This is a genomic window from Marisediminicola senii (genome assembly GCF_011057645.1).
Classification (GTDB): domain Bacteria; phylum Actinomycetota; class Actinomycetes; order Actinomycetales; family Microbacteriaceae; genus Marisediminicola; species Marisediminicola senii.
Map to the genome: position 1 here is coordinate 1 of NZ_JAALGE010000035.1, position 12,613 is coordinate 12,613.

Consider the following 12,613-nt stretch of genomic DNA (forward strand, 5'->3'; position numbering starts at 1 on the left):
ATGTGTATAAGAGCCGGGCCCGGCCGTCACGGGCGCCGCCCCGCCGCCGCCGAGCGGCAGGACGCCCCCGTCCGTGCGGGCCCCCGCCCCACCGCTCGCGCGCCCGTCGAAGCGCGAGATGCCGCCCACCGCGGCGACCTTGCGCGCGACGGCGGCGAGCGACGGCGCGAGCGGCCGCCCGTCGGGCCACGGGGCGATGATGCGTTCCGCGGCGTCGAAGGCGAGCGCGTGCGGCCGGTCCGAGCGGTCGCCGGGCTGCGTCACGATCACCGGGGCAACGCCCATCAGCCGCACGAGCAGCGTCACCTCGGCCGACACGTCGACGACGACGGTCGCGAACGCGCGACTGCCGAGTGCGGCCGCGATTACTCCGAGGCGCGACGCGTGGCCGCGGTGCCCGAGCGGTGCCCAGTGCAGCAGGCCGCCCGCGGTCGGGTCGGCGTCCGATGGATGCCGCACCTCGCCCGACACTGAGACCTCGGGTTCGTTGTCCGGGGCGAGCTGCACCCACTCGGTGCGCGCGGGCAGCGTGCCCGGCCGCGCGAGCGAGCTGAACACGACGACGTCGGCGTCGAGGTGGGGCCGCACCGCGAGAAACCGGGTCAGGTGTCCCGCACCGTGGTCGTGCAGGTACCAGCCGACGAGCGGGGCTGCCGTCACGCCGGCACGCCAGACGCCTGCGGCACGCCAGACGCCTGCGCCCGCGCACCCTGCGGCCGCGACGCGAGCTCGCGGTACAGCGCCTCGAGGTCGGTGATGCGGCGGTGAAGCGAGAAGCGGGCGTTGGCGCCCGCGCGGATACGGTCGCGCATGCCGGGGTCGCCGTCGGTCTCGGCGATGAGCTCGTCGATGCTGCGTGCGAAGCCGTCGAGGTCGCCCGGCGCGACGAGGCGCGTGCCGAGCGCCCCGGCGACGACCTCGGGGATGCCGCCGGTGGCGAACGACACCACGGGCGTTCCGGTAGACAACGCCTCCGCGATCACCAGGCCGAACGGCTCCTGCCAGACCGGGGTGACCAGGGCGCAGGCGCTGCGGCCGACGAGGGCGGCGAGGTCGGGCTGCTCGAGTGCGCCGACGTATTCCACGTCGTCGCCGAGGTGCGGCCACAGGTACCGTTCGGCGTAGTCGATGTCGCCCACCCTGCCGGCGATCACCAGGCGTCGTCCCGCACGCCTGGCGGCCTCGATGGCCAGGTGGGGGCCCTTCTCCGGCACGATGCGCCCGAACCAGACCAGGTCGGTGCCGCCGGTGCCGCGCGGCCAGCGGTCGGTGTCGACGCCGTTGGGAATCACGATCGAGTCGATCCCGGCGGGCTGCCACTGGTCGGCCGTGTACCGGCTGACCGAGACGAAGGCGCTCTGGCCGTCCCTGCCGGGGTCGACCGCATCGACGAGCTGCGGCAGCGTCGGGGTGTGCAGCGTGGTGACCATCGGAACCCCGAGCGACCCGACCCGCTCGAGCGGCTGGGCGTGCAGGCAGTGGTTGTCGACCAGGTCGAACCGGTCGGCGTTCTCGGTGATCCAGTCCAGCGCGCGCTCGAGTGCGGGCACGGCGACCTCGGCGTAGCCCGCCGGGTAGTCGACGTCGTTCGCCTCGGCGGGGTTCTCCCAGCGCACGGGAGGCATGGTGAACTCCGCGGGGCTGGCGTCCATGTAGTCCGAGCCGGCGACGGCGCACAGCACGACCTCGTGGCCGCGGTCGCGCAGCAGGCGCACCTGGTGCCAAATGGAGGATTCGAGGCCGCCGGCGTGCGGTTCTGCGATGGGATAGCGGAGCGGGGCGATCACGGCGATGCGCAGTGATCCGTTCGGCGTCACCACGGAACCGGCCCGGCCAGCGCGGCGCGGTACACGTCACGGTGGCGGTCGGCGATCGTCTGGCGTTCACGGCGGCGGGCGGACCGCCGGTCGTTCCTCACCCGTCGCCTCGCGGGCGAACCCGCGCGCGGGGCATCCATTCCCGACGACAGGCCGAGCAGGGCGTCGAGGGCGGTGGCCAGGGTGCCCGGCCTCGACATCGCGAACGACTGGCAGAACGCGGGGTCGTCGTGCTGCTCGGCGATGAAGCCGACCGCGGGCACGGCGACCGGCAGGCCGAGGTCCCAGCACAGCTCGAGCCATCCGGAGTGCGTACCGTGCCGGTACGGCAGCACGTAGGCGTCGAGCCCCGACAGTGCCGCGAACAGTTCGGCGTCGCTGTAGCGGCCGTGCTCCACGAGCTCGACCCGCGCGGCCAGCGCCCGGTCGCTCGCGCACAGCGCCCTGATCTCGTCGCGGGCTGCGTCGTCGCGCACCCGGTCGGCCAGCTCGATGCGGGCGACGACGTCGTGCCCGGCCGCGCGCAGCACCTCGATGGCGCCCAGCAGGGTGGATGCCGCAGCCACGCCGTCCACGCCGGCCCGCAGGTCCTTCAGGTGCATGCCCACGACCGCCGCACCCCGTGGGGCAGGAGCCGCCGTCGCAGCGACCGCCGCCACCGCGTCGGCACCGCTCTCGGCACTGTTGTCCTCATCGTTGTCATCGCCGTCGATCGGCAGCACGTGCGGGTGCGCAATGACCACAGCGTCGCGACCCCACCGGCGGGCCACCTCGGCCGCAGCGCCCGGCGTCAGGGTGATGACGGCCGCGGCCCGCGTCACCAGCAGGTCGAGTTGCGCGAGGTGGTCGGCCTGGTCGTGCAGCTGAGGATTGGTGAGGTCGTGCACCGTGAAGACGAGGGGGCGCCCCGCGGCGGCCAGGGCGTCGACGGTGCGCTCGAGGTGCGCGAGGTCGAACGATTCGGTGCCGAAGTGCACGTGCAGCACGTCGAAGTCGGTGTCGTGAGCGGCGATCCACCGCGGGTCGATGCGCACAGGGGGCCACCACCGGCCGGGTTCTGCGCCGGAGGGGTATTCCTCGGCGAGGTACCGCACGGCCGCGTCATCCGGCTCCGCGCGCAGGTTGCGAACATAAGGATGATCGGTGGGTACAGCGGCGACACGCATAGACATACCGAATTCCTTTCGCATCGTGGCGATGGGGCAAGACAGGAAGAAGAGAACAACAACCGACGATCAGGGAAACGTGCAACGGTGGCGTCACGAAGCCGCAACGATGGGGCGGGCGCCACGATCATCATAAGCAATGGTTCATCATTCGTTCATGGGTTGTGCGATGGTGCACCATGGCCTAGTGGGGTCACCCTAGCCGCCGAAAAAGTCGGCCTCGTTCAGACAAGCGCGATGACGGTCACCGCACGCGCACAATAAGAGGAGAACCGGCCGTGGGTGAACACGAAGAAACGCCGCATTTCGACACCGTCGACGGCCGTACCCGGCACTTCGGGCAGTTCTACGGGCTGCTCCCGGTCGCCTCCGACCGCCCGGTCGTGGTCGTGCACGGCAACTGCCAGGCAGAGTCGACGCGCATCATGCTCGACGCCGACGACGTCACCGCGGTGCGCATTCCTCCCGTTCACGAACTGGTCGCGACCGACCTCCCGTACCTCGAACGCCTGCTGCGCCGCACCGACCTGCTCGTCACCCAGCCGGTACGCGACGGCTACCGCGACCTGCCCCTCGGCACCGCCGAACTCTCCGCACTGCTGCCGACCACCGCCAGGGTGGTGCGGGTGCCGGTCATCCGCTTCGCCGGCCTGTACCCCTTCCACGCCATCATCCGCCCGCCCTCGGACCCGTCGCTGTCGCCGCCCATCGCCGCGTACCACGACCTCCGCACACTCGTCGCGGCGTCTGCCCCCGGCACCCGTGACCCCGGTGAGCAAGAAGGGGTGGATGCGGCCTCCGCCCCCACCCCGGCGACGCGCGACCAGGTGCTCGCGATCGCGAACCTCTCCTGCGCAGAACTCCGCCGCCGCGAGCAGCACCACGACACGGTGCGGGTGTCCGACGTGTTCGACGCCCCCGACTTCGCGCAGATGCGCACCATCAACCACCCGGGCAACGCGGTGTGGACCGCCGTCGCCGCGCGGGTGCGCGAGGCCGCCGGCCTCGAGCCGCGCGACACCGACCCCGGCCGGCCGCTGCTCGACAGCATCCACGCCCCCCGGTCCTCCGCCGTGATGGAGGCATTCGACCTCGCGGGGGAGCCGACCGACCACTGGGTCATCGGGGGCGAGCGGGTCGACGACGCCGTGGTGCGCGCCGCCCACCTGGCCTGGTACCGCGAGCACCCCGACGCCGTCGCGGCGGGGATAACCCGGCACGCCGACTCGCTGCGCCTGCTGGGACTGGCGTGACGGAGGTTCGCGCATCAGCGCAGGTACCCCGGCTGATGGTCGTCGGCGACCCCGAGCACGGGGTCGCCCGCTACGCGCGGCACCTCGCCGACGCCATCCGCGGCCAGGCCGGTATCGACCGCGCCCTCGCGCTGCCGTCGATCGCCGACCTCCCGGCCGATCTCCCGCCCGGTACCCCGGTTCACCTCCACGTGACCGACCGGCTGTTGGCCGCGAGCCCGGAGGAGGCGTCGCTGCGGGTGGAGCGGCTTGCGGCATCCACCCGTCTCACCGTCACCCTGCACGACCTGCCGCAGCACTCCGACGGCGAGCGCAACCTGCCCCGTCGGGTGGAGTTCTACCGCCGCACGATAGCGGCAGCGCGCGGGGTCGTGGTGAACAGCAACCACGAGGCTGCCCTGCTGCGCGAGTTCGTCGGGGAGGCGCACGAGCTCGCCGTGATCCCGCTGCCCGTCGACACGGCCGGTGCCGGCGCCACCGCCAGCGCCGCCGCCGCCATCCTCGACGACACCGTCGCGATCGTCGGGTTCGTCTACCCTGGCAAAGGCCACGCCGAGGTCGTCGACGCCGTCGCCTCGCTGTCAGGACCCCGCCGCGTCGTCGCCCTCGGCGCCCCGTCGCCGGGGCACACCGAGGATGTCGAGGCGATCGCCGCCGCCGCCCGCGCGCGCGGCGTCACGTTCGAGGTCACCGGTTTCCTGCCCGACGACACCATGCTCGAGCGGTGCGCCACGGCCGGCGTGCCGGTCGCCGCACACCGGCATGTCTCCGCGTCCGGCTCGATCGCCACCTGGATCGCCGCCGGCCGTCGCCCGCTCATTCCCGACTCGCGCTATTCCCGTGAGGTCAGCGAGCGCGCCCCGGGAACGGTGACCCTGTACCCGCCGGATGCGGCCGGCCTGGCATCCGCCATCGACCGCGCCCGGCGCGAACCCGCGACCACCCTCATCGCGCCCGGCACCGCGACCGGGCCCGACCTCGCGCAGACCGCCGCCCGCTACCTCGACTGGTTCGCCGGGGTCCCCGAGTGACCGGCCAGCCGCCCGCCGGATCGATGCCTGGGCGCATGGCCAACACCAGCGCACTGCACGCCCGACCGCCGCACGCCCGACCGCCGCACGCACGCCCGCCGCACGGTCGCGCCGTGCCCGGCAACCGCTGGGACCTGCTCGACGACGCCCCGACCGCACCGGGCGACCCGGCCGCTGCAAGCACACCTGCGTCGCCCGCCGTCTCGGTGATCGTCGTGCACTACCGCCAGCAGGCCGAACTCGACCGCACCCTCGCGGCGCTCGCCAGGCAGGACTACGACGGGCCGATCGAGGTCACCGTGGTCGACGACGGGTCGCCCGTCGCCCCGGTCGTGCCGCCGGCCGTGCGGCTCATCGTGCAGGACGACCTCGGGTTCCGGGCCGGGATGGCCCGCAACCGGGGCGCCCGGGAATCCGGGGGAGAGCTGCTGGTGTTCCTCGACGCCGACACCACGCCGGAACCCGGGTACGTTCGCGCCATCACCCGACTGCCGTGGCTCGCCCCCGAGACCGTCACCGTCGGTCGCCGCCGCCACGCCGACCTCGCCGGCACGTCACCCGACGACCCGATCGAGGAGTGCGCACCCGCGAGGGCGATCGACGAGCCGCAGTGGCTCGACACCGCCTACGCGCAGTCGCGCAACCTGCTCGACGCCGACGACCGCAGCTACCGGTTCGTGATCGGCGCCGTGATGGCGTGCAGCCGCTGGTTCTTCGACGAGGTCGGCGGGTTCGACGAGGAGTTCAGCGAATACGGCGGCGAGGACTGGGAGTGGGCGTACCGCTCCTGGGCACGCGGCGGCCTGCTCGCCCACGTGCCGGCAGCCGTGGCCTGGCACGACGGGCCCGACTGGTCGGGTCGCTCCACCGCCGACGACGACCGCATGCGCCGCAAGAACGCCGAGACCCTCATCCTCGCCAGCGCCATCCCGGTCGCCGGATCCCGGGGCCTCGCCGTGCGTTCCCGGCGGGCCGACTCGCTGGTGCGCGTTCCCGACGGCTTCGGCGCCGCCGCGACCTTCGTCACCGTCGACTCGCTGCTCACCGCGCTACCGCACGCCGTGGTGATCGTGCCCGACGAGCACGCCTCGCTGTTCGCCCCCGACGACCGCGTGCTCGGCAACACCGAGTCGCGCGCGGCGGCCGACACCACGCTCGCACTGGTGCGGGTCGAGGTGGCCGTGCGCCAGCCGGTTCGGGTGGATGCTGCCGCCTTCGCCGCGGCCGTGGCACGCTTCGCCGACCCCACCCTCGGCAGCCTCTCGTTGCGCTCCGCCGACGCCCCCGACACCGAACTCGCGGTCATCGCCTCGGTGCGTGCCCGCTACCGCACCGGCCGCTGGAACGACGACACCCTGTTCGACGCCGCCATCGACACCGGCGGCTCGGTCACGCCGATCGCCGCCGAACCCGACGTCGAGGCCTACCTCGGCGGCTGGGGCTGACCGGGCGCGATCAGTCGATCGTCGAGTGCTCCCCGAGGCGGTGCCACGTGCGGTTGTGGTAGACGAGCGGGTCGGATGCCGCGTCCTCGTCGACCCCGCCCGATTCGAGTGCGTGCACCACGACGACCGTCGAGCTCCCCGCACCCAGCTGGTCGATGACCCGCCCGCGGATCCACGCGTTCGCGCGGGGAAAGTACGGTTCCCCGGTCTCGAGCCGCGACCACAGCGAGGTGTCGGCAAACCGGTCGACGCCGCTGGTCGAGCACAGCCGCGCGATGGGCAGCTGTTCCGACGCCAGCAGGTGAACCACGACGGTTTCTGCGCGACGGATCACCGGGGTGCTCGACGACGTCGACGACAGCGAGAACACCAGCAGCGGCGGGTCGGCACTGATCGAGGAGACGGATGTCGCGGTCAGGCCCACCGGACCATCTCCCGCGTCGGCGGTGACGACCGCCACGCCGGCCGGGTGACCGCGGAACGCCCCGCGAAACTCCTCCGGGCTGAGCCCACCGAGGGTGCGTGCCGCCGGGGTCGCGCCCTGCGCCCCCCGGTCATCGATGCTGCGGGCACTCGCGAGATTCGTCGACATGATCTTCCTTCCCCACTCGGTCACCCGTCTCGGGCGTCGTTCGTCAACGATGCGGGAGCGCGGCCCCCGGCGCCAGCATGTTGCGGAGTGTGACAGTCCGCCGCTGCACCCTGCCCCGCTGCACCCGACCCCGCCGCGCACAGCCAGCGCGAAACCCCGGAGCCTACGCTGGCGCCATGAGTGCCGAGCAACAACCTTCCGCGTGGTGGCTCGGCATCGACCTCGTGGCGGTGAGCCTGTTCATCGTCGGGGCACGGTGGACCCAGGGCGATGGCGCGCTCGGCCTGCTGCTCGATGGGCTGCCATTCTTCGCGGGGGTGATCGTCGGCTGGGTCGTGATGCACGCGTGGCGGCATCCCGTGACCGTGGTCTGGACGGGCATCGGCGTCTGGCTCATCGCCGTCGCCATGGCGATGGCCATCCGCCTCGTCGTGGGCGAACCGGTCGACTCCCGGTTCCTCTTCCTCACCGTCATCGTGCTCGGCGCATTCCTCATCGGCTGGCGCGGCATCGCGTGGATCCTCGACGCCCTGTTCGGCGCAGTGCCGGAAGACGCAAGGCCTCCGCGCTGACCCTTGCCGTAAACCCGTGCACCAGGCGGCGAAGCGGCCAGTGCACTCGCGGCAAATGCCCCTTCTCCCCGGCCGACGCTGCCGCTAGGGTCGGCCACATGGCAAACATCGTGGAGAAACTGTCGGAATCGGTCAAGTCGCTCGGGATCGGGGCCAGCTACGGCGATCCGGTCACCGTCGGGGGCGCGCAGATCATCCCGGTCGCCGTCACCTGGTTCGGATTCGGGGGCGGCAGCGAAGACGCCGGCAGCGAAGACACCGGCACCGATGACGCAGCCAGCACGAAGGACGGCGCCGACGCCAGCACGGGCGACGGTTCCACAGACCACGCGAAGGGCGGCAGTGGGGGAGGCGGCGGCGGAGCGAGCATCCCCGTCGGCGCGTACGTCGACACCCCGGATGGCGCCGTATTCCGGCCCAACATCGTCGCCCTGCTGTGGGTGCTGATCCCGTTGACCTGGGTCTCCGGCAAGTCCCTCGCCCTCGTCATCAAGGCACTCAAGAAATAGCGAGCCCCGCAATGACCCGTCTCACCGTCGAGACAGTGCGTGACCTCGCGGCCTTCGCGGGTGATCTCGCCGGGGAGTTCGCCCTCGAACCCCTCCTCGAGCGCATCCTGCGCAATGCCGTGCGCCTGCTGCGCTGCGAGAGCGGCTCGATCTGCACCATCGACGAGCGCGCAAGCAGGTACCGCAAGGAGGTCGACCTCGACGTCGGCTGCCGGTCGGGCGAGACCTTCCCCCTCGACGAGGGAGTCACCGGGGCGGTCGTCCGCGCCGGCGGACCGGTCACGTTCGCACGGTACTCGCTCGTACCCGGTGGGCACATCGGCGTCGGGGACAGCAGGCGGTCGCGCGCCGTGATCGGGGTGCCCATCCGTCAGGGTGACGCCCTCACCGGCGCCTTCGTGGTGTTCGCCGGCGACGAGACGCGGGTGTTCGGCGACGCTGACATCGAACTCCTCGAGCTGTTCGCCATCCACGCCTCGGTCGCCATCGCCAATTCGCGATGGCACGGGGCCCGGGCCGCGATCACGCCGGCTGTTCGACCGACCGCCTCGCCGCGGCATCCACTCACCCCCAGGGAGGCGCAGACCCGCGCCCTGGTCGAACGCGGCTGGCAGGACAAGCAGATCGCCGCGGAGCTCGGCATCTCGGTCAAGACCGTCGAGAAGCACGTCGGCACCGTGCTGCGCAAGACCGGTGCCCGCAACCGCACCGAGCTGGCCTCGTTCGCGGCAACCCGCGCGGGGTAGGGAAACCCCCCATAGGAACCCGGCGGCGTCGATCGTAGCCTGACATCGACCAAGGGAGGTCGCCATGGCAGTCGTGTCGCTCACAGAGATCGTCGACCGGGCATTCGCCGACCGGTACGGCGTCGCCGCGATCAACATCGTCAACGACCTCACGCTCGAGCAGGTGCTCGCCGGTGCCGTCGAGGCCAAGGCCCCCCTGATCGTGCAGACATCGGTCAAGACCGTGCGCACCATCGGATCCCGGGTGCTGTTCGCCATGTGGAAGAGCATGACGGCCGGCATCGAGGTACCGGTCACCCTGCACCTCGACCACTGCCCCGATCGCGCGGTGATCACCGAGTGCCTCGAGGCGGGGTGGAACTCGGTGCTGTTCGACGCCTCCGAGCTGCCGGTCGAAGAGAACCTCCTCCAGACCATCGAGGTCGTCGCCGAGGCCCGCCGGTACGGCGCCCACGTCGAGGGCGAGATCGAGGCGATCACGGGGGTCGAAGACGACCACGGTTCAGACGCCCAGGCGAAGCGCCAGTCGCTCGAGGTGTCGCTCGACTTCATCCGCCGCACCGGAGTCGACGTGTTCGCCCCGTCGATCGGCAATGCGCACGGCGTCTACACGAGGGAACCCCTGCTCGACTTCGACCGGGTCAGCGACATCGTCGCGCAGCAGCCCATCCCGATTGCCCTGCACGGCGGCAGCGGACTCACCGATGAGCAGTTCCACGACCTGATCGCCCGCGGTGCAGCCAAGGTCAACATCTCGACGGCGCTCAAGGTGCTCTACATGCAGTCGTCGCTCCGCAGCCTGCGTGCCGCGGAAGAGGCCGACAAGTGGGATCCGCCGACCCTGTTCCGCGCGGTCGGCGCCGACGTCCGCGCGATGACGGTCGACCTCGCCACCACCTTCGGCAGCGCGGGCAAGGCGTGGTGAGATGCCGGCCCTGATCTTCGACTGCGACGGCGTGCTCGCCGACACCGAGCGGCACGGACACCTGCCCGCGTTCAACCAGACCTTCGCCGAGTTCGGCCTCGACGTGCGCTGGTCAGACGAAGATTACGCCGAGAGAGTGCTCATCGGCGGCGGCAAGGAACGCATGGCGAGCCTGCTCACCCCCGAATTCGTCGAGCGCAATGGGCTGCCAGTGGATGCCGCGGCGCAACGTGACCTGCTGGCCCAGTGGCACCGGCGCAAGACCGAGATCTACACGCAGCTCGTCGAATCGGGTGCCCTGCCTGCCCGCCCCGGCATTCCGCGGCTCGTGCGGGAGGCCGCCGAGGCCGGGTTCGCGCTCGCCGTCGCGTCCACCTCAGCGGGGCCGTCGGTGTTCGCGGTGCTGGAGCACGCTGTGGGTGCCGAGACCGCCGACACCTTCCGGGTGTTCGCCGGCGACATCGTTCCGGCCAAGAAGCCCGCCCCCGACATCTACCTGGTGGCGCTCGACGCCCTCGGGGTGACGGCAAACGAGGCCGTCGTGGTCGAAGACAGCGCGAATGGCCTGCGCGCGGCGCTCGTCGCCGGCATCCGCACCATTGTCACCGTCAGCGGGTACACCGCGAACGAGGACTTCACCGGGGCGTCCCTAGTCGTCAGCTCGCTGGGAGACCCCGACGGCGAGCCGGCCACCGTGCTGGCGTCACCCGCCGGTGTCGTACCAGACGGCGCGGTGCGCGCACGCGACCTGACCGCCCTGCTCCAGACACCCGCCCCCCGGAAGGCCCCACAATGACCGCGTCCATCGAGACCACCGAATTCGTCATCCGCACCATCGCGCAGACCGCGGTCGACAACGAGAAGTACTTCGGCGACCTCGACGCCGTGGTCGGAGACGGCGACTTCGGATACTCGCTCGCCCGCGGGTTCGAGCAGGTGCTCGCCAAGTGGTCGGAGTTCGATCGAACGGATGCCGGCACCCTCGTGCTCAGGGTCGCGACGACCATCACGAGCCGCATCGGCGGCACCTCGGGCCCCATCTGGGGCACGGCCTTCCTGCGCGTGGGCACCACCATCAAGGGCGGGGAATCGGTGACCCCAACCGACGTGGTCGCTGGCCTGCGCGCCGCCATCGAGGGCATCAAGAAGCGCGGCAACTCCGACGTCGGCGACAAGACCCTGCTCGACGCACTGGTGCCGGCGACCGACGCATTCGAGGCCGCCATCGCCGCGGGCGACGACCCGGCAGGGGCGCTGCGCTCGATGGCCGTCGCCGCGCGCGCCGCCGCAGAGGCCACCACCGGCATGCAGGCGAGGCGCGGGCGCGCGAGCTACACCGGCGAGCGCAGCATCGGCTCTCCCGACGCGGGCGCCGTCGCCCTCGCCGTGATCGCCGAGAAGCTCGCCGACGAATGGCCCGCCCGCACCGGCGGCACCACAGCCGGTGCGTCCATCCCCAGTGCAGCCGACCCCATCACCCAACACGACGACGTGGAGAGAACCCGATGAAGAAGTTCATGAACGACCCCCAGCAATTCGTACCGGACATGCTCAAGGGCATAGCGCTCGCCAACCCCGAGACCCTGCGGTACGTACCGGAGTTCAACCTCATCCAGCGCGCCGACTCCCCGAGCGACAACCGGGTGAGCATCATCCAGGGGTCGGGGTCCGGCCACGAGCCTGCCCACGTGATGACCGTCGGACCGGGGATGCTGGCTGCCGCGTGCCCGGGCGACGTCTTCGCCGCACCCCCGATGGACTACGTCTACGAGACCACGAAACTGCTGGCCTCCGACAAGGGCGTGCTGCTGCTGGTCAACAACTACACGGGCGACCGCATGGCGTTCGACATGGCGCAGGAGATGAGCGAGGCGGACGGCCTCACCGTGCGCACGCTGTTCATCGACGACGACGTCTCGGTGCAGGATTCCACCTACACGGTCGGCCGTCGCGGGGTGGCGGGCAACTTCTTCGTGATGAAGGCCGTCGGGGCGGCAGCCGAGTCCGGCGCCGACCTCGACGAGGTGGTGCGCATCGGCGAGAAGGTCAACTCCGTGACCCGCACGATGGGGATCGCGCTCACCGCGTGCACGCCGCCGTCGAAGGGCTCCCCGCTGTTCGAGCTCGGCGACGACGAGATCGAAATCGGCGTGGGCATCCACGGGGAACCGGGGCGGCGCCGCGCGCCGATGGCCCCGGCCGACGCGCTCGTCGACGAGATGCTCGACGCGATCGTGCCCGACCTGCCGTTCGAGAGCGGCGACCGGGTCGCCCTGATGGTGAACGGGCTCGGCGGCACCCCGATCAGCGAGCTGTACATCCTGTACGGCATCGCGCACGAGAAACTGGCCGCGCGCGGCATCACGGTCGCCCGCAACTACGTCGGCGAGTACTGCACGTCGCTCGACATGGCCGGGGCGTCGATCACCCTGGTGAAGCTCGACGACGAGATCGAGCGCCTGCTCGAGGCCCCGGCCGAGATCGCCGTGCGCGTCTTCTGACCCGCCCCTGACCCGCGCGGAGTCCCTCCCCGCGCACCCCTGCTCCGGAGGCTGCA

At 71.7% G+C, this 12,613-nt stretch carries 13 protein-coding genes and 1 pseudogene; 10 read left to right on the forward strand and 4 right to left on the reverse strand.

Annotation, left to right across the window (positions count from 1 at the left end; genetic code table 11):
- The 3 genes and pseudogenes from G5S38_RS11030 to G5S38_RS11040 all read right to left on the reverse strand — a co-directional run.
- A pseudogene (locus G5S38_RS11030) lies at window positions 1–660 on the reverse strand (hypothetical protein); the annotation flags it as partial.
- Window positions 657–1,817: a glycosyltransferase gene (locus G5S38_RS11035; RefSeq protein ID WP_235929024.1), complete on the reverse strand. Its 1,161-nt coding sequence runs from the start codon at window positions 1,815–1,817 to the stop codon at window positions 657–659. The pseudogene G5S38_RS11030 and the gene G5S38_RS11035, both read right to left, overlap by 4 nt.
- Window positions 1,814–2,989, reverse strand: coding sequence for a glycosyltransferase (locus G5S38_RS11040; RefSeq protein WP_165068488.1), 1,176 nt, complete (start codon window positions 2,987–2,989; stop codon window positions 1,814–1,816). Before G5S38_RS11040 ends, G5S38_RS11035 begins: the two co-directional genes overlap by 4 nt.
- 272 nt (window positions 2,990–3,261) lie before the next feature.
- On the opposite strand from G5S38_RS11040, the gene G5S38_RS11045 reads away from it, so the two are divergent.
- The 3 genes from G5S38_RS11045 (at window position 3,262) to G5S38_RS11055 (ending at window position 6,712) form a co-directional block, all read left to right on the forward strand.
- Complete coding sequence (locus G5S38_RS11045; protein WP_165068490.1) at window positions 3,262–4,236, forward strand: WcbI family polysaccharide biosynthesis putative acetyltransferase; 975 nt, start codon at window positions 3,262–3,264, stop codon at window positions 4,234–4,236.
- Window positions 4,233–5,267: a glycosyltransferase family 4 protein gene (locus G5S38_RS11050; RefSeq protein WP_165068492.1), complete on the forward strand. Its 1,035-nt coding sequence runs from the start codon at window positions 4,233–4,235 to the stop codon at window positions 5,265–5,267. The genes G5S38_RS11045 and G5S38_RS11050 overlap by 4 nt, the downstream gene beginning before the upstream one ends.
- Window positions 5,268–5,380: 113 nt before the next feature.
- On the forward strand, window positions 5,381–6,712 hold the full coding sequence (locus G5S38_RS11055) for a glycosyltransferase family 2 protein (protein ID WP_201276665.1): 1,332 nt from the start codon (window positions 5,381–5,383) through the stop codon (window positions 6,710–6,712).
- 10 nt (window positions 6,713–6,722) lie between these two features.
- Here the strand turns inward: G5S38_RS11055 and G5S38_RS11060 are convergent, their stop codons facing one another.
- Complete coding sequence (locus G5S38_RS11060; protein WP_165068496.1) at window positions 6,723–7,304, reverse strand: flavin reductase family protein; 582 nt, start codon at window positions 7,302–7,304, stop codon at window positions 6,723–6,725.
- Window positions 7,305–7,480: 176 nt separating this feature from the next.
- Between G5S38_RS11060 and G5S38_RS11065 the strand changes: the two genes are divergently transcribed.
- The 7 genes from G5S38_RS11065 to dhaK all read left to right on the forward strand — a co-directional run bounded on the left by G5S38_RS11065 (window position 7,481) and on the right by dhaK (window position 12,557).
- On the forward strand, window positions 7,481–7,876 hold the full coding sequence (locus G5S38_RS11065) for a DUF3054 domain-containing protein (protein ID WP_165068499.1): 396 nt from the start codon (window positions 7,481–7,483) through the stop codon (window positions 7,874–7,876).
- Between the two features lie 98 nt (window positions 7,877–7,974).
- The gene (locus G5S38_RS11070; RefSeq protein WP_165068501.1) at window positions 7,975–8,385 is read left to right on the forward strand and encodes a hypothetical protein; all 411 of its coding nucleotides are present in this window, start codon (window positions 7,975–7,977) and stop codon (window positions 8,383–8,385) included.
- Between the two features lie 11 nt (window positions 8,386–8,396).
- Window positions 8,397–9,131 carry a GAF domain-containing protein gene (locus tag G5S38_RS11075; protein ID WP_165068503.1) on the forward strand — a complete coding sequence of 245 codons (735 nt, stop codon included), beginning with the start codon at window positions 8,397–8,399 and terminating at the stop codon, window positions 9,129–9,131.
- A gap of 64 nt (window positions 9,132–9,195) precedes the next feature.
- Window positions 9,196–10,056, forward strand: a complete 861-nt coding sequence (locus G5S38_RS11080) for a class II fructose-bisphosphate aldolase (protein ID WP_165068505.1) — start codon at window positions 9,196–9,198, stop codon at window positions 10,054–10,056.
- A gap of 1 nt (window position 10,057) precedes the next feature.
- Window positions 10,058–10,852, forward strand: a complete 795-nt coding sequence (locus G5S38_RS11085; RefSeq protein ID WP_165068507.1) for an HAD-IA family hydrolase — start codon at window positions 10,058–10,060, stop codon at window positions 10,850–10,852.
- Entirely contained in the window at window positions 10,849–11,565 is a 717-nt protein-coding gene (gene dhaL, locus G5S38_RS11090) for a dihydroxyacetone kinase subunit DhaL (RefSeq protein WP_165068509.1), read from the forward strand. Before G5S38_RS11085 ends, dhaL begins: the two co-directional genes overlap by 4 nt.
- On the forward strand, window positions 11,562–12,557 hold the full coding sequence (gene dhaK / locus G5S38_RS11095; RefSeq protein ID WP_165068511.1) for a dihydroxyacetone kinase subunit DhaK: 996 nt from the start codon (window positions 11,562–11,564) through the stop codon (window positions 12,555–12,557). Before dhaL ends, dhaK begins: the two co-directional genes overlap by 4 nt.
- The last annotated feature ends 56 nt before the right edge of the window (window positions 12,558–12,613 follow it).